Origin of the sequence: Bacillus sp. 3255 (genome assembly GCF_031456485.1) — a bacterium.
Taxonomy (GTDB): Bacteria; Bacillota; Bacilli; order Paenibacillales; family NBRC-103111; genus Paenibacillus_E.
On record NZ_JAVDUS010000006.1, the window covers coordinates 99,387 to 116,482 of the forward strand.

At 50.9% G+C, this 17,096-nt stretch carries 12 protein-coding genes; 7 read left to right on the forward strand and 5 right to left on the reverse strand.

Translation table 11 applies throughout. The features are described from left to right. Positions 1 to 4 precede the first annotated feature (4 nt). The 5 genes from J2X61_RS11205 to J2X61_RS11225 all read right to left on the reverse strand — a co-directional run bounded on the left by J2X61_RS11205 (position 5) and on the right by J2X61_RS11225 (position 6,035). The gene (locus tag J2X61_RS11205; protein WP_274470027.1) at positions 5 to 433 is read right to left on the reverse strand and encodes an SRPBCC family protein; all 429 of its coding nucleotides are present in this window, start codon (positions 431 to 433) and stop codon (positions 5 to 7) included. A gap of 166 nt (positions 434 to 599) precedes the next feature. Beyond that, complete coding sequence (locus tag J2X61_RS11210; protein ID WP_274470026.1) at positions 600 to 1,055, reverse strand: hypothetical protein; 456 nt, start codon at positions 1,053 to 1,055, stop codon at positions 600 to 602. Positions 1,056 to 1,142: 87 nt separating this feature from the next. Beyond that, positions 1,143 to 2,972 carry an ABC transporter substrate-binding protein gene (locus J2X61_RS11215; protein WP_310187826.1) on the reverse strand — a complete coding sequence of 610 codons (1,830 nt, stop codon included), beginning with the start codon at positions 2,970 to 2,972 and terminating at the stop codon, positions 1,143 to 1,145. 114 nt (positions 2,973 to 3,086) lie between these two features. Next, a complete protein-coding gene (locus J2X61_RS11220; protein ID WP_396135433.1) occupies positions 3,087 to 4,568 on the reverse strand; it encodes an ABC transporter permease in 1,482 nt (493 codons plus the stop codon). 45 nt (positions 4,569 to 4,613) lie between these two features. Next, a complete protein-coding gene (locus J2X61_RS11225; RefSeq protein WP_274470889.1) occupies positions 4,614 to 6,035 on the reverse strand; it encodes an ABC transporter permease in 1,422 nt (473 codons plus the stop codon). Between the two features lie 222 nt (positions 6,036 to 6,257). Here J2X61_RS11225 and J2X61_RS11230 point away from each other — a divergent pair, with 222 nt between their 5' ends. The 7 genes from J2X61_RS11230 to J2X61_RS11260 all read left to right on the forward strand — a co-directional run bounded on the left by J2X61_RS11230 (position 6,258) and on the right by J2X61_RS11260 (position 17,089). Continuing rightward, on the forward strand, positions 6,258 to 7,991 hold the full coding sequence (locus J2X61_RS11230; RefSeq protein ID WP_310187828.1) for an ABC transporter ATP-binding protein: 1,734 nt from the start codon (positions 6,258 to 6,260) through the stop codon (positions 7,989 to 7,991). 191 nt (positions 7,992 to 8,182) lie between these two features. Further along, entirely contained in the window at positions 8,183 to 10,489 is a 2,307-nt protein-coding gene (locus tag J2X61_RS11235; RefSeq protein ID WP_310187829.1) for a glycoside hydrolase family 95 protein, read from the forward strand. 112 nt (positions 10,490 to 10,601) lie between these two features. Continuing rightward, on the forward strand, positions 10,602 to 12,164 hold the full coding sequence (locus J2X61_RS11240) for an extracellular solute-binding protein (RefSeq protein WP_274470021.1): 1,563 nt from the start codon (positions 10,602 to 10,604) through the stop codon (positions 12,162 to 12,164). Positions 12,165 to 12,255: 91 nt separating this feature from the next. Beyond that, positions 12,256 to 13,272 (forward strand): response regulator, encoded by a 1,017-nt coding sequence (locus J2X61_RS11245; protein WP_310187831.1) that lies wholly within the window; start codon positions 12,256 to 12,258, stop codon positions 13,270 to 13,272. Then, on the forward strand, positions 13,269 to 15,080 hold the full coding sequence (locus J2X61_RS11250; protein ID WP_274470019.1) for a cache domain-containing sensor histidine kinase: 1,812 nt from the start codon (positions 13,269 to 13,271) through the stop codon (positions 15,078 to 15,080). Before J2X61_RS11245 ends, J2X61_RS11250 begins: the two co-directional genes overlap by 4 nt. A 226-nt stretch (positions 15,081 to 15,306) precedes the next feature. After that, positions 15,307 to 16,188, forward strand: coding sequence for an ABC transporter permease (locus tag J2X61_RS11255; protein WP_379240052.1), 882 nt, complete (start codon positions 15,307 to 15,309; stop codon positions 16,186 to 16,188). A 73-nt stretch (positions 16,189 to 16,261) separates the two neighbouring features. Next, complete coding sequence (locus J2X61_RS11260; RefSeq protein WP_274470887.1) at positions 16,262 to 17,089, forward strand: carbohydrate ABC transporter permease; 828 nt, start codon at positions 16,262 to 16,264, stop codon at positions 17,087 to 17,089. Positions 17,090 to 17,096: the final 7 nt, after the last annotated feature.

The window sequence follows — 17,096 nt, forward strand, 5'->3', positions numbered from 1 at the left end:
AAGATTACTTAGCATTCTCCGTATATTTCTTGAAATTGTCAAGAAACGCCTGCCAGCCTGCTTGCTGCTGCTCGACGGGATGCGTTCCTTCCGCTTCAAACTCTTCAACAATTCTGGTGTCATTACCTTGCGCAGTAAAATGAATGGTCACTTGTCTGCCATCTCCAAGCGTGTACACAAGCAATTCGTTTGTTTTCACTTCATCATACACACCGCCAAAATCAAAGCCAAAGCTGCCATCCTTAGCTTCCATTCGGGTTAGGAATTTACCGCCAGCCCTTAAATCATTTTCAGCGTTCGGCGCATGCCAGTCATCGGAAGCGAAAGACCATTGCGTAATGTGCTGCGGTTCCGTCCAATTGGCCCACACTTTCTCAACCGGTGCATGGACTGTGGTTTCAACCGTTATTGTCACTTTGTTACCTGTTTCCATTATCCTACCGCCTCACTATAGAGATTTGGACTTCTGACTAATTATACCATTACCAGGACAGGAATCGAAAGTTTTACAATAATAATAACAATAACGAAATCGGTTGGATACGCAAGACAGCCCTTCCGCCATGAATGACGAAAGGGCTGTCTAGTCATATCTAACATCAACCTCGGACCAATGGCTCGATGATGTAAGTAGATGTCGTTTCGGGTGAAGCGTCATGTTTGCCGTGTACGACCCATCCATAGGAAAGCACAGCTTTCAATCCGTCGCGCTCCTTCTCGGTAAGATGAGCCACGACGGATTCGCGACTTGGCTCCAGGTTTAGTTCGGCTTCATGCCCGTAAGCGAGCAGCAGCCAGCTGGCGATGCCGCGAAGTGTATTGTATTTGATTCGGTACCCATGCCGGACGGCATGTTCGAAGGCAGCCGAATCGCTGCCCGCCAGCTCGGTTAAGCGCGTATAGTCGAATTTGAATTTGCTGTCGTCTGTGGGGAGCTCGCCGTCACGGACCCGGCGAAGCAGCTCATCGGCCTGCCAACCTAGACTCTTAAGCGACTCCAGGATAAGCGCATCCCATTGGGACAGTTTAACCAGGTTTGTTTCGGAAGAGGACATCCTTAATCGCTCCTATCTGCGAGTACGATGCAAGAAAGAGACTGCTACGTCATTTTTCAGAATGAGGCAGTCTTTTTTGCATGCGGTTTACTTGCTAGTTTTATATTTGCTCAGGAACTCTTTCGCTTTAGCCGGATCGGCTTTGACTTCCAAGCCCGTTTTGACTAGCGGACTCAACGTCGATACGGCTTTGAACTTATTGTTTTTGTAATAAGCCAGGAACTCGTCTTGATTCAGAGAGTACAGCAAGGCTCTGCGCAAGTCGGCACTCTTCGCCACTTCGCGATTCTTGGTGTTGAACAACAGGTAAGACACAGCGTTACTAGGAATCGTTTGGAGCGAAAGCTTGCTATCGGCTTTCACAACGTCGAATTTAATCTCGGACACGCCGTAGAACAGATGAATCTCACCGCTCCTTAGCGCCGACAGGGAGCTTTCCGCGTCTTTAATGAAGCGAACTTTAATCGAGTCTACTTTGGGCTCGTATTTCGTGCCTTTCATGTATCCCGGGTTTTTGTAGAAGACAGCCTCATAATCGTTTTTATAGGACAGGATATAAGGACCGCTTGTATACAACTTATTATTGTATTTGGCGCCTTCGGTAACGGTTACCTGGTCGCCGTAAGAGATATCTTTATTCACGTCGTATTTCGCCACATCGTACGTATTAATGCTTTGGACTTGCTTCTTCGAGACGATACCCGCCGATTGGTGGGCGAGATAGTTCAATACTTGCGGGAAGGGCTCCGTCGTTGTCAGCTTAACGATCTGATACTTGCCTTCCTTATTGCTGGCCTTGGCTTTGTCGGAGACCAATGACGAAATTTTCGCATCAAGGCCTTTTTCCAATGCGGATTTGACCGTGTCAGAACTGCCTGACACTTTGACGGTTTCGAGAACGGCGGGGTCCGTTACAAGCTCAACGTTTTTGATATGTTCATGTAAAGTGAAGGTGCGGTGATTCGGAACGGAATTTTTGTCCTTAGCGCGATTCAGTGAGAAGATGACATCTTCTCCGCCTACGCGTTCGCCGGAATCGGCCGCGAGCTTGTCCTTAATCTCGGCGAATCGAATATCGTCCCGCAGGATGAAATAATAGTCGGAATTGCCTTCGGCGATTGCAAAGTTATACGACAGGGAACCTTCGGGGGTCAGCTTGTCGTCGTCTGCTAAGTTCAGTAAGCGCACGTACATGTTCGTGTTGATAATATTAATGGAGCCATCGTTAGCCTTAATCGGGTCAAGGGACGTTAATGAAGGAAGCGATGATTGCAATATGATAGGATCCTTGGCACGTTTGGAGGTATCCTTGAAGTCCAGCTCCTCCCATGGAAGGGAACGTGATTTCGAGAGGCGTACAGACTCTTTCTTTAGAATATCCTGATTAAACGCCTGGGCTTTAAGCGAGTTGTAGAGCGGCGCGATATAGGCTTTGTCAAAAACGAGCTGCTGCTCGAATTTCTTGTATGTTTCCGCGTACTGTTCCGGTGTCTGCGCTGCGGCTTGATCGATCAATTTGTCGATCTCGGGATCGCTCATGATGCTGTAGTCGCCGCCAGTTTTGAAGAGGGAACGCACCGCATAGTCCGGATTGCCGGTTACGGTAGTCCAGCTGGACAGGGCGATATCGAAATTGCCTGCGTCCTGCTGGGCTTTGAACGTGCCGTAATCCGGTTGGATGTTCAGTTTGACGTTGAAGCCGTTCTTGGTCAGTTGATCGCGGACGATGTTAAGGTCAGTCTCATTCGCGCTCGTGCCCAACAGCTCAATATCAACGGGAGTGTTGCTGACGGCAGCGTTCTCACTTCCTGGTGCTGGCGTTACGGCAGCCTCATTCTTGGTTGTGAGGTTGCATCCGCTTAGCAGCATAGTGGCGCTGAGGATAACGGGGAAGATAATCTTACTTTTCTTAATCATGGAACTTGCCCTCCTATTAATATCTAATATATGAACGTACATTCATACCGAAATCCTGCATGTTTCGTAACGTAGCGGCTATGGAGTAAGAATGGAAATTCCTGAAGCATAACTTTAGTCCAGCTTGGGATCAAGCGCATCGCGTAATCCGTCTCCTAGAAAGTTGAAGGACAGCACCAACGCAATGATGGCAAGGCCGGGATATATGGCCGTATAGGCATGTGTTTCGAGATAGGAACTGCCTACTTTCAAAATATTGCCCCACTCCGGGATATGCGGTTCAACGCCTAGCCCGAGATAGCTCAAGGAGCTCGTTGAGATGACAGCTCCGCCGACAGTCAACGTGGACTTGACAATCATCGGCGCAATGGCGTTCGGTACGATATGCCTGAGAAGGATAGTCAGATCTCCTGCACCGAAGGCGCGTGCAGCCTGCACATACTCAAGCGATGAGACGAGCAGTACGGTAGCTCGCATCGTTCGGGCATACGTAGGGATGGCCCCTATGCTCAGCGCAAGGATGAGATTGACCGTACTGGCGCCGAAAGCGGCGATGATCGCAATGGCCAGCAGGATGCCGGGAATGGCGTACAGAACATCGAGCGCCCGCATGATGAGATTGTCCGTATGGCGTCCATAGTAACCGGATACCGCCCCCAATGCCCCGCCGACGATGACGGGGATCAACGTGGAGAGGATGCCGACGAAGAGCGAGATGCGAGCGCCGAATACGATCCGGGAGAACAAGCAGCGTCCGAAATTGTCTGTCCCTAGCGGATAAGCCAGGCTTGGAGCTTGCAAGATCGCCCCGTAATTATTGTCGATGGCGATTCCATAATCGAACGTCAAGTAGCTGCACAAGGAGATAGCCAGGAGAAAGCCAATGAACCACAAGCCCAGCATTGAGGTGGTGCTGCGGGACAGCCGGTCGATGACCTCATTCAGCTTCGATTCTGACGTACCGTCCGTATTCCGAAGCTTGGCTATCAACAGGACACCGAGCGTCAGCGCGAACAAATTACCGGTTACGGAGGTCACCAACAGCAGGGCGGTGACTATCCACATCCACTTGGGCATGATCTTATTTTCTGCGTATTTGGCGACTAGCAGCAGGGCAATCAATTGAACGGCTCCGGCCGCCAGCAGAAGAGACATACCGGGCACGAATAAGTTGGATACATATGGCTTAAAGACGTTCAATGCCGATACGGCGCAAACGAATACGGTCGTCAACAGCGCGTAGACCGCGAGTGTGTAAGCTGAGCTCTTTTGGCGCTTGATAAGCTGAAAGGCAGCCGTTACGACAAAGATATTGACGGTCAGCAAACTGGTTAGCAGCACATAGCCAGTTAAGCGGGTGGTGCGGCGCAGCTCTCCGTGGCGGATCAAGTCTCTGCGGATCAGAGCCATTGTACCCAGTTGGAGCAGCGTGAAGAGCAAATAGGCAGCAAAGGTAGCGAAGACGACAGGCTTCACGAACGATGCTTCGCCCCCCTGCAAGCTGTTCATGAGCAGTACCAAGGCCATAACCAACGAAGCTATTCCGGCGAAGCCGGCTTGCCCGTATTCGGCACAGGAACGTAGTCTGAAGTGCATGTGTTGTTTCGATAGAGTGGGTTGTCGGATCATGCGGCTCACCTGCTAATATTGTTTCATTTTGGAACGTATTCTTGGATCGATGAAAGCGTACAAAATATCAATGATAACGTTGACGATCGAGATCGTGATGGCGGTATAGATGACCCCGCCCATAATGCTTGGGATATCAGGGATGAACTGCTTGTCTACGATATAGCTTCCAAGCCCGCTGATATTGAAAACCTTCTCCGTCACGGCAGCTCCTCCGAGCATTCCGCCGAACTGAAGTCCGATGACTGTAATGATAGGGATCAGGGCATTGCCGACAGCGTGCTTCCACAGCACTTGCCTGCGCGACAGTCCTTTGGCCTTCGCCGTCGTAATATAATCCTCGTGAATGACCTCAAGTATAGAAGAGCGGGTCATTCGGGCGACAGCTGCCGTAAGACCGGTTCCCAATACGATAATCGGCAGGATCATCGTCAACGCGTTCTGCGGATTATATGTAGCGGGCAGCCAATGCAGCTTGATAGAGAAATTCAGAATCAGAATCAGTCCTTGCCAGAAGTTCGGGATCGATAGTCCGATCAGAGCGAGAAGCATGAACGTGTAGTCCAAGAATGAATTAGGCCGTGTAGCAGAAATGAGCCCAATGGGCAGCGCGATCAAAACGGCTGCGACCGTCGAGATGACGGTCAGCGTCAGTGTCACGGGAAACTTCGAAGCGATGGAAGTGGTGACCACTTCATTGCCTGCGAATGACTTGCCCAGATCGAAAGTCAGTATACCCCGGAACGTATCCCAGAGCTGAATGAGATAGGGCTGGTCCAGTCCGTATACCTTGTTGAATGCGGCAATCTGCTCAGCGGTAGCGGTCTCCCCAATAATGTTGGCGGCTGGATTCATCGGCGATACATAGAGAATGGTAAAGACGAGAAAAGCGACTCCGAAAATAACAAAGACGGTCATCCAAAGACGCTCGATTGTATATTTTAGATAAGGGTTGCTATAGATGAACATCAGCGCATACATAAGGAAGCCAAGGATAACCGATATCGTGAGAAACACAGGGTGTCGGATTAACCGGACAAACGTATCCGCATAAGTAACCGGCGTTTGGTCCTCTCGATTGGACCCGGCTGTGAGCTCGCTTAATAAGGCTTCCTTGAATGTGGCCGACGCAATCCGGTCAGCATCCCGTTCCAGCTTCTCCGGCATAACGGCTTGTCCGAAAAATTGATGCTTGCGTACAAGCTGTTCCTTCGTCTCCGTGAGCAGCTTGTCCCTGCAGCCGGATGCAATCCATTCCCGCTCTAACTTATCCAGCGCATTCTTATACCTACTCTCCTTCTTGCGGCGGAGGTAGACGAGATAGATGACTGGATGCAAGGGAGCTCCGGTCAGCAGGAGCAAGATGCGGTAAGTCGGATGCAATAGCATTTTGATGAAGATGTTCCCGAGTCGGTCGACTAAACGGGAATCCATTGGGACAGTGTGCCCGCTCAAGTTTGTGTGCTCCTTTTATTGGTTAGTTTTATATTGCATTATTCCGATCGATATAGTAGATTTTAAATTGAGCAATCAAAGTTGTCAATAACACTTGAAATATTATTTCTTTCTGTATGATTTTGATAAACTTATATTTTTGCAAGTGACTCAGATCAATAGAATGATTTTGCCAATTATTCATAAGACAAAGGTGATCCTATGAAGTCAATCTTAGAAGTAAACAACTTATCTGTTTCGTTCTATGCCAGGGATAAAGAAGTTGAAGCCGTTCGCCATGTAAGCTTCTCGGTACATGAAGGCGAAACGCTGGGCATCGTAGGGGAATCCGGCAGCGGGAAAAGCGTTACGGCACGTACGATTATGCGGCTGTTGCCCGCGCCTCCTTCAAAGGTGAAGAACGGGAAGGTTCTGTTCAAAGGAGAGAATCTGGCGGATAAGACGGATTCGGAGATGGAGGAGATTCGCGGACGTGATATCGGCATGATCTTCCAGGATCCGATGTCCTCCTTGAACCCGACGATGCGCATTGGCCGGCAGATTGAGGAGAGTCTGATTAAGCACAGGGGGCTCGGCAAGGAGCAGGCGCATCGGGATGCGGTCGAGATGCTGAAGCTGGTCGGCATTCCTGACGCAGAAGCCCGCTATTTCCAGTATCCGCATGAATTTTCCGGCGGGATGCGCCAGCGGGTGATGATCGCAATTGCTCTTGCTTGCCGGCCGTCACTGCTTATCGCCGACGAACCGACGACTTCTCTGGATGTCACTATTCAATCGCAAATTTTGCACCAGATGAAGGAAATTCAGCGCAAGCTCGGCACATCGATTATTTTAATTACCCATGATCTGGGGGTGGTTGCCGGAATGTGCGACCGTGTTGTCGTTATGAAGGACGGTGAGGTCGTCGAGACCGGCACGACGCAGGAAATTTTCTCTTCGCCGAAACATCCATATACGGTGCGTCTGCTGCAGGCATTACCCCGGCTTGATGAGAAGAAGAAGGCCAAGCCAGTCTCCGCTGTCAGCCGTTCAACCAATAACCTTCCCCTGCTGGAAGTCCGGTCGCTCAGACAACACTTCAATTTGGGCAAAGGACAGATTATTCGAGCAGTCAACGATATCAGCTTCGATATCCGCGCAGGGGAGACACTTGGCGTCGTCGGTGAATCCGGCAGCGGCAAATCCACCACCGGGCGGACCATTCTGAGATTGCATGAGGCGACGGGCGGAGAGGTGCTGTACAAAGGCATCCCGATCAATCGGCTGTCCCGCAGCGAGATGAAGACGATGCGGCGTTACATGCAGATGATCTTTCAGGACCCCTATGCATCGCTCAATCCCCGGCTGCGCATTGCCGATATTATCGGCGAAGCATTGGACCTTCATCGGATGACCACCGGCAAGCTGGAGCGGCAGCGAAGGATCGAGGAGCTGCTGGACATGGTCGGTCTCAGCGCATCGCATGCTATGCGCTACCCGCACGAGTTCTCGGGCGGTCAGCGGCAACGAATCGGCATCGCCCGCACATTGGCTGTCGAGCCCGAGTTTATCGTCTGCGACGAGCCGTTGTCAGCACTCGACGTCTCCATTCAAGCCCAGATCGTCAAGCTGCTGGAGGAACTGCAGCAGCGGCTGGGGCTGACGTATTTGTTCATCGCTCACGATCTGTCGATGGTTAAGCATATCAGCGACCGTGTGGCTGTTATGTATAAAGGGAAGATCGTCGAGCTGGCGGAGAGCGAAGAGCTGTACGCAAACCCGCTGCATCCATATACCAAGTCGCTGCTGGCTGCGATTCCGGTGCCAGATCCAGCGGTGGAGTCCCGCAAGAAGTTCGTGCCGCCTATCGATCCTACGACTCAGGATCCGTACGGGCTGGAACGGTCGCGGTTCGTGGAAGTGAAGACCGGGCATTGGCTGGCGGTAAGCGAGTAACGGAGAATAGAAGTATGAATGATGCAGAGCAGCCGATATGGCAGCTTTTTTTAATCGTGGTGACCGAAAGCGCGGATGAGAATCAAATCATAATGCAGCAACATTTTATCGTAATTCAGCCAAACATAAAACGGTCAGGTTTTGTTAAGCTATCTTTTAATCCATATAACAAATGTTGACAAGGAGAGACTATGAGAAACCTGGAAGCGGCGAATAAGAAACTTAGATTATGGTACCGGAAGCCGGCCAAGCAGTGGACGGAGGCATTGCCGGTAGGCAACGGTCGTTTAGGCGGCATGATTTTCGGCCAGGTCATGGAGGAGAAGATCCAGTTAAACGAGGATTCCATCTGGTATGGCGGGCCCAAGGTGGGAGAGAATCCGGACGCGCTGGAGAACCTCCCGCATATTCGCAAGCTGCTATTCGATGGTGATGTAGAGCAAGCGACTTATCTAGCGAGGATGTCCATGTTCTCATCGCCCAAATATTATAATCCGTATCAGCCGCTTGGGGAGATGAAGCTGTTTTTCAACATTAGGCAAGGAGAGGTCCACTCTTACTTGCGTGAATTGGACCTGCAGACAGGGATAACCCGGGTTCTTTACCATGTTGGCGATACGGCTTACACCAGGGAAATCTTCGCAAGCTACCCGGACCAGGTGATGGCCATTCATATGACCTGCAGCAAGCCGGGCGGGCTTACGTTCTGTGTGAATTTGAACCGGCGTCCTTATGAGGGAGATAGCTATGCACGGTCCTCAGACAGCATTGTGATGAACGGCGAATGCGGCAAGGACGGAGTTGCCTTCAGCGGCGTGCTTAGAGCCAAGTCTCCGGATGGCGTGATCAAGACGATCGGCGACTTTATTTCCGTGGAAGGCGCCTCCGAAGTGACGCTGCTATTTGCGGCCAACAGTACATTCCGGGAGGCCGATCCGGCAGCAGCCTGCTTGCGCCAGCTGGAGGAAGCGGATGCGTACACATATGCCGAGCTGAAACAGAGGCACTCCGCGGATTACCGGTCGCTGTTCGAACGCGTCGAATTCAGCTTGTCGTCACCGGAAGAGGAGCAGCTACTGGCAACCGACGAGCTCATGCAAGCGGCAGCGGAGGGAAGGCCGAAGCAAAGCGAGCGGTTGACGGAACTATATTTCCAGTATGGCCGTTATCTGACCATTGCCAGTTCCCGTCCCGGAAGTCTCCCTTCCAACCTGCAAGGGATATGGAATGACAGCTTCACGCCCCCATGGGAGTCTAAGTATACGATTAATATTAATACACAAATGAATTATTGGCCGGTTGAGGTCTGTGGTCTGTCGGAATGCCATGAACCGCTGTTTGGGCTGGTGGAAAGAATGCGAGTCCCAGGAAGAGTAACGGCGAAGAAGCTGTACGGCTGCGGAGGTTTCGTGGCGCACCATAATACGAATATATGGGGGGAGACCCGGCCTGAGGGTATTCTCGCCACCAGCGTCCTGTGGCCGATGGGGGCGGCATGGTTAAGCCTGCATCTGTGGGAGCATTATGCGTATACGTTGGATTTGACCTTTCTGCAGGAGCGGGCTTATCCTGTGTTAAAAGAAGCGGCGGAGTTCTTCATGGACTATTTGACGGAAGCCCCGGATGGAACCTATGTGACAGGGCCTTCGATTTCTCCGGAGAACAGCTATATATTGCCGAACGGAGTGAAAGGTACTCTGTGCATGGGCCCGTCCATGGATACGCAGATCGTCCGCGCCTTGTTCGAAGCTTGCATCGCAAGCAGCGGGCTGTTGTCGTGCGACGAAGACTTTCGCAGCCAATTGACGGAGCGAATGGCTAAGCTTCCGCAGCCGCGAATCGGAGCGAACGGCCAGTTATTGGAATGGCTCGAGGATTATGCGGAATTCGAACCCGGCCACCGGCATATCTCGCACCTGTTTGCGCTGCATCCCGGAACACAGATTGACATCCATGCGACGCCGGAGCTTGCGGAAGCCGCTATGGTGACGCTGCGAAACAGACTGGCGAACGGAGGCGGCCATACGGGATGGAGCTGTGCGTGGATCATCAACATGTTCGCACGGCTCGGGGATGGCGGCTCGGCGCTCGCCTATCTGTCGAATCTGTTCGAGAAATCCACATACCCGAATTTATTCGACGCACATCCGCCATTCCAGATTGACGGGAATTTCGGGGCGGTAGCGGGCATTGCAGAGATGCTGCTCCAGAGCCACATGGGCGAGCTTAATCTGCTGCCGGCCCTGCCTGACGAGTGGAAGTCCGGCCGTATCAAGGGCATTAGAGCGCGAGGCGGCTATGTTGTTGATCTGGTTTGGGACGAAGGGCAATTAAGCGAAGCGGCGATACAAGCATCTAGGAGTGGTGTCTGTACGGTTCGCAGCACCGTCCCTATCGTCGTGATGTTGGATGAACAGGAGGTCGCCCGGTCCGGCAAGGATCCGTTAACAAGCTTCCAAGTGCAGGGGGGACATACGTACCGGCTCCTCAAGTGTTAATACAAACACAACATCAGTGGTAAAAAACACATTCCTGATCGTCCCCAGCGAGGGTAAGATGTAGATATCCGATTCCGTTGGATAATTACGATAAAGAATGGGGCAGAAACGAATGAGAAAAGGGATGGTTGTTACATTAACCCTGGTTCTGGCAGCTGGCGCGCTGATGGGGTGCGGGAGCGGAGATCCGAAACCGCAGGCGGGCCAGGCAGCCAAGAAAGAAGACGTACAGAAATTTTCCATGTCCATGAGCACCAGCGGATTCAAATATGCCGAGCAAACGCCAGATGTGAATAAGGAGAAATGGGTGAAAAAGCTGGAGGAACTGACGAACGTTGATCTCGATCTTCGGATGATTCCTCTGAAAGATTTCGACCAGAAGATGTCTCTGATGTTCGCTTCCAACGATATTCCGGATGTCGTGCAAAATGTCGGTGGCGCTACGACGAAGGGGATGTCAGGATCGGTGGAAGCCGGGGTCTTCATGCCATTGGACGATTTATTGAAGCAGTATGCTCCAAACATCATGAAAGCGGTGCCAAAGGAAGCGTGGCAAGAGACCAGCTATAACGGTCAAATCTACGGGATTCCATCGTGGCTCTCCAATCCGTCCCGCCGTGCCACCTTCATTCGAACGGATTTACTTGCCAAAACAGGACTTCCCGCACCAAAAACAGTGGATGAATTTCTGAATGTGATGAGAGCGCTCAAAGCCAACGGGGTTGAGAATCCGTACCAAATGCGTGAGAATTTCAAGTATGCCGATACGATTCTCGGCGCGTTCGACGTGCTCCCTGCGCAATTCGAAGTGAAGGGTGAGCAAGTCGTTCCGAAATTTTTCGATGTGGAGAATATGACCAAGGCGCTTCAGACGTTCAAGACGATGTTTGACGAAGGCTTGATTCCCAAGGATTTCGCCTCCATCAGTTCAACCGATTATAACAAAAACATCGAAGCGGGCAAGGTCGGTATGTGGTCGGCGAATGCTCAAAGCTTGTCCAATTACCGCAACAAATTGAAGAACCTGGTGCCGGATGGGAAAATTGAAATTATTTCATCCCCTCGCGGTCCGGAGAACTTCGGCGGACATCTGCTTTACTCCAGTATCGGTACGTCCTATTACATTAATAATAAGGTCTCGAAGGAGAAAGCGATCGGGATTATTCAATTCTTCGAATGGATGCTGACGCCGGAAGCCGAGAAATATTTCTCCTTCGGCATCGAAGGCGATACGTATACGACCGAGAATGGCCAAATCAAATTTACGCCTCCAACGGCTACTGCTGCCATTGAGGAAGATCAATTCCGCGGGATGTTCTGGTTCGTGCATGATGTCGTCTACAACAAAGCCAAAGAAGAGATGTCCGCGGACGGGCGCGATATGATCAAGTACCTGGACACGGTCGTCTCCAAGGAGGGCTTAGGCACGATCCGTTTCGTACCGCAGCTTGAATCGTTCTCGAAGTATCCGGACGCAGCCCCTGCGGGCGACGATGTAGGACCGAAACTTATCCTCGAGCATATGGTTAAGATGATTTACGGCAAAGAGCCGATCTCCGATTGGCCGAAAGTGATTGAAGAGTATAAGAATAAAGGCGGCAATGATATTATAAAAGAAGCTACGGAGCGTTATAAGAAAGGCAATGGCGCTATCGTTTCCAAAAATGTAAATTAAGATGGTCAGTTCACAGGAAAAAGGGAATTGTTCCCGCAAGCGGTGGACAAGTCCCTTTTTTCTTTGGAGCGGAGGCGGAGGCTTGGGCAGCATGAGACTGTTAATCGTAGATGATGAACCTGTAATTCGCAACGGCCTGATGATGATGGCGCAAAGCTATACGCACAAGTTTCAAAACATTGAAACTTCGGTCAATGGTGTGGACGCACTGGAGTACATTATGCAGTTTGAACCGGACCTGCTTGTGACGGATATCCGAATGCCCAAGATGGACGGCTTGGAGCTTTGCCGTAACGTTTATGAGAATTACCCGCATATTATGATGGTCGTTGTGTCGGGCTACAGCGATTTCGATTACGCGCAGAAGTGCCTGTCATACGGAGTCAAACACTATTTGCTTAAGCCGGTTACACCGCCGGATCTGCATGATGTATTCGACAGTATGATGAAATCGCAATCGCAAGGGTATATTCCGGTTACACGCTATGTGGACTGGGTTGAACGGATCGAACACAGTATCTGGCTGCTTCAGGAAGACGAGCTGCGGAAAATTATGGAGGAGTGGAAAGAATCCGGCTCCCATTTGACTGCGGCTCAGCTGAAGAGTCAACTGCTGGATACGGCAGCGCTGCTGCAGAAACAGTTCCAAGAGAAGAACCGGCAGCTCAGCACCGAGATGACGGAAGCCTTCGAAGCGTCTTCCAAGGCGGAGCTTTATCAAGAATTCGAGGATCGGCTGCAAACTGTGATGTCGGATATTTTGGTTATGCGCCGGGGCAATTTCAAAGATCCCATGGAGGAAGCCAAATCTTACATCGATAATCATCTGTCCGTCGATATTTCTCTCAAGGAAGTGGCGGATCGGGTAGGGATTACACCGAATTATTTCAGCACCTTGTTCAAAAAGATGACGAATGAAACCTTCGTCAGTTACCGGATTCATAAACGTATGAACAAAGCTCGCGAGCTGCTGGCGGTTCCACACCTGCGAACCGTGGACATTGCGGCAGAGGTAGGATACGAGGATTACCCCCATTTCACCAAAACCTTCAAGAAAATCTTCGGTATTTCACCATCGGATTACCGGGATACGCTCGGCATGAAATGAAGAGATTGAATTTATACCCTAAATTGTTTCTGTCCTATTTGGTTGTGATTCTGATTTCTTTGACCAGCGTCGGCGTTTTCTCCTACTGGAGCTCCTCCAACGAACTGGATCAAATCGTGGAGAAGCAGCTGGCACAGGTGGTAGGCAATGCCGCTCACCATACGGATCTGTATATTCGGAGCTATGAGAGGTCGATGGTGTCATTATTGAGCAGCAATGATGTAAAGAGGTTCATCGACCTCCCTGAAGGTGAGAACGGATACCCTTATTATGAGCTGCGCAAGCTGATTAAGGAGCTTATTATTGAACCGGCGTTCGCCCGTAACCCGGAAATTTCCAATATTTATATGATCTCCTTCCATAACAATGCGATGTATTTCTATAATGATTCCGTTGGCGGCTCGTTCAACAAGCTGGAAGCTCAACAACAGCTGGAATTTCTCAAAGCCAATACGGATCCGAGTGGAAGCCTGAGCGTGCTGAACTACAGCATTGTGACCGGACAACCCAATATCTCGCTGGTCCGGCAGATTCGCGGACTTTCCTCGACGGAACCCCGAGGCATTCTGGTGGTGGAATTGCGGGCGGCCGAGCTGTCCGAGCTGTGGAAGGGCATTGATCTGGGGGAGAACGGCTACTTCTTCATCTCCGATGAGAACGGCAAGTATGTGTATCACCCGGAGACGGAGCGAACGGCCACGAAGCTGCCCGAAGAGATACGCAGCCAGGTGCTGGAGGCAGGCTCGCATGCCTTCACGGCGATTCTGGACGGCAAGCCGCAAATGTTCATGAGCAAGCGCTCCACATATGGCGATTGGCGGCTGGTTGTCGCCATGTCGGTGGCGGAGCTGCGCAAACCGAGCGATACGATTCGGACGACGACGATCGTTGTCGGGTGCTTTACGCTCGGTATTGCGCTGTGGATCGCATTCCGGTTCGGCCGGTCGATCACGGGGCCGATACGCTTGCTGCGAGGTGCAATGCGCCAGACGGAGCAAGGGAACTGGGTGCAAATTCCGCTTCCGGAGCACCGGGATGAGGTTACGGAGCTGATGAGCCGTTATAATCTCATGGTGACCCGCCTTTCGGAGCTTATCAATCAGGTCTATCAAGCCGAGTTAAGCGATCAGAAGAGTCAGATGGAGCGCCAGAAGGCGGAGCTGCAGTCTTTGCAGCTGCAAATAAATCCGCATTTCCTGTACAATACGCTGGAAACGATCGTCTGTTATGCAGTCATCCGGGATTCCAAAGAAATATATGAAATCGTCAAGGCGCTTGCCTATATGCTGCGTTATTCGGTACAGACGAATTTGGAAGAGATCACCGTCACGAACGAATTAAAGCATGTTATGTTCTACCTCGTCGTTCTTAAGCATCGTATCGGCAGGGAGTTCGATATCGATGTCCGGATTCATCCGGATTATTTGCTGTACAACATGGTTCGGTTAACGCTGCAGCCGCTGATCGAGAACGCTTTCCAACATGCTTTCGCAGACGGCGTGGAGGATTATCATTATATTCGCATCGACGCAGGGGAGGATGAAGATAAGTTCTGGGTTAGCGTGGAGGATAACGGACTCGGTATCAACGAGGCCAGGCTGGAGGAGCTGCGTGAGAAGCTGCACACGAACCAGCTCGCGGATAAAGAGAAGGACGCTGCCACAGGCATCGGCGGCATTGGCATGGTGAATGTCCACCGGAGAATTCAGATGGTGTTCGGCGAACAGTACGGCTTGCAGATCGAGAGTCAAGTGGACAAGGGGACCAAGCTGATCATGGTCATGCCTACCTTGGCCAGGGGTAATTGATTGTAGGGAAGGACCGCCATGCTGCGGTTCTTTTTTTATGCCCGGATTGTTGAAAAACACACCTGGAATTGAAGTTTCTCCATGGTTTCACCCGGATGTCCATAGTATGATGAGTCCATCAAATTCCGATGGAGAGAAAGGAAAGAACATCATGGCGTCCAAAACAGAATCAGCCGGCCAGCCGGTGTACACATTTGCATCTCGAAAAGCGAAAAGAGCCTTTGTCATGAAACACTGGCCTTTATATGTCATTTCGATTCCGGGGCTTATTTATTTTGTCATATTCAAATATATTCCCTTGCTCGGCTCGTCAATTGCTTTCCAGAATTACAATATCTTCAAAGGCTTAACAGGCAGCCCGTGGGTAGGCTTCGAACACTTTCGACGGATGTTCGCTTATGATGAGTTTCTCATCATTCTCAAGAACACGATATTGCTCGGCGTTTATGATTTGCTCTTTGCTTTTCCCGTGCCGATCATCTTAGCTCTGTTGTTAAATGAAATCCGGTTCAATGGGTACAAAAGAGTTCTGCAGACGGTCATCTACATGCCGCATTTCCTTTCCTGGGTCATTGTCGGCGGGATTGTCATCGGGATCCTGTCGCCAACGACCGGCATTATCAACCACATCCTGGGCTTGTTTCATATTGAGCCTATTTATTTCCTCGGTGAGAACAGCTATATTCGTTCGATTCTGATTACCTCAGGCATATGGAAGGATAGCGGTTGGGGAACGATTATTTATTTGGCGGCTATTGCGGGGATTAATCCGGATCTCTATGAAGCGGCTGAAATCGATGGGGCAGGCAGGTTCCGCCAGGTGCTGTCGATAACGCTGCCGTCGATTATGCCGACAATAACGATCTTGTTCTTATTGCACATCGGAAGCTTCCTCGACTTCGGGTTCGAAAGAGTCTATGTCTTCTTAAACTCGCTGAACAGTGAGAACGGCCAAATTCTGGATACTTATGTTTATCGCGCAGGTCTGATAGATCGCCAATACAGCTATACGACAGCGATCGGACTCTTCAAATCCGTGATCGGCTTATTGCTCATCATGCTTGGCAATGCTTGGAGTAAAAGAGCGACCGGCAGCGGCTTGTACTAATTTAGTTCGATGATGAAGGAGGACAATAGAAGTGATTCTCACCAAAGGACAGCGTGCTTTCCAGCTATGCAATATGATCATCCTGCTCGTCATCGGCCTTACGATGTTTCTGCCGCTCTTGAATGTCATCTCGCAATCCTTCAGCGATGCGGCTGCCATTAACAGCGGGGCCGTAGGGCTATGGCCAGTGGGCTTTACGCTGGAGAATTATCATATGATCTTGAAGGACCCCTCGATATGGGTCTCATTCCGAAACAGCGTCGTGATCACGGTATTCGGGACGCTCATGAATTTGGCGGCGACGGCAAGCTTGGCTTATCCATTGTCCCGTGCCGAATATATTTACAGGAAGCCGGCGCTTATTCTTGTGCTGTTCACGATGATTTTCCACGCTCCGCTCATTCCGAATTATTTGCTCCTCAAAAATTTGCATATGCTCGATACGCTGTGGGTATTGATCATTCCGGGCGCCATCAGCGCCTACAACTTGTTCGTCATGCGTTCCTTCTTCATGACGCTGCCGGCGGAAATGTTCGATTCCGCCAAAATGGACGGCTGCGGCGAGTTTCGTATGATCTCGAGCGTCGTTCTCCCGCTGTCCAAGCCGGTGATGGCTACGATGGCCATCATGTACGCAGTGGGGAACTGGAACATGTATTCGCAAGCCATTTACTACATCAGCAGCAGATCGCTGATTCCCCTGCAGGTACGGCTTCGCGAAATCGTGATTACGGACAACTTGGGCTCGGCAGACGTCTCCTCCGAATTGCTGCTGTCCGTCTCGCCCGAAGGGCTGAAAATGGCGGTGATCGTTGTGGCGACGATCCCGATTATGCTGGTCTATCCGTTTCTTCAGAAGCACTTTATCAAAGGAATGATGGTCGGATCGATTAAATCGTAACCGAGGG

What these genes read in the sequence shown, in the direction of transcription:
- J2X61_RS11240 (WP_274470021.1), top strand. Translation starts at nt 10,602, where the DNA reads ATGAGAAAAGGGATGGTTGTTACATTAACCCTGGTTCTGGCAGCTGGC.
- J2X61_RS11230 (WP_310187828.1), top strand. Translation starts at nt 6,258, where the DNA reads ATGAAGTCAATCTTAGAAGTAAACAACTTATCTGTTTCGTTCTATGCC.
- J2X61_RS11250 (WP_274470019.1), top strand. Translation starts at nt 13,269, where the DNA reads ATGAAGAGATTGAATTTATACCCTAAATTGTTTCTGTCCTATTTGGTT.
- J2X61_RS11245 (WP_310187831.1), top strand. Translation starts at nt 12,256, where the DNA reads ATGAGACTGTTAATCGTAGATGATGAACCTGTAATTCGCAACGGCCTG.
- J2X61_RS11255 (WP_379240052.1), top strand. Translation starts at nt 15,307, where the DNA reads ATGAAACACTGGCCTTTATATGTCATTTCGATTCCGGGGCTTATTTAT.
- J2X61_RS11260 (WP_274470887.1), top strand. Translation starts at nt 16,262, where the DNA reads ATGATCATCCTGCTCGTCATCGGCCTTACGATGTTTCTGCCGCTCTTG.
- J2X61_RS11235 (WP_310187829.1), top strand. Translation starts at nt 8,183, where the DNA reads ATGAGAAACCTGGAAGCGGCGAATAAGAAACTTAGATTATGGTACCGG.
- J2X61_RS11225 (WP_274470889.1), bottom strand. Translation starts at nt 6,035, where the DNA reads ATGGATTCCCGTTTAGTCGACCGACTCGGGAACATCTTCATCAAAATG.
- J2X61_RS11215 (WP_310187826.1), bottom strand. Translation starts at nt 2,972, where the DNA reads ATGATTAAGAAAAGTAAGATTATCTTCCCCGTTATCCTCAGCGCCACT.
- J2X61_RS11220 (WP_396135433.1), bottom strand. Translation starts at nt 4,568, where the DNA reads ATGCACTTCAGACTACGTTCCTGTGCCGAATACGGGCAAGCCGGCTTC.
- J2X61_RS11205 (WP_274470027.1), bottom strand. Translation starts at nt 433, where the DNA reads ATGGAAACAGGTAACAAAGTGACAATAACGGTTGAAACCACAGTCCAT.
- J2X61_RS11210 (WP_274470026.1), bottom strand. Translation starts at nt 1,055, where the DNA reads ATGTCCTCTTCCGAAACAAACCTGGTTAAACTGTCCCAATGGGATGCG.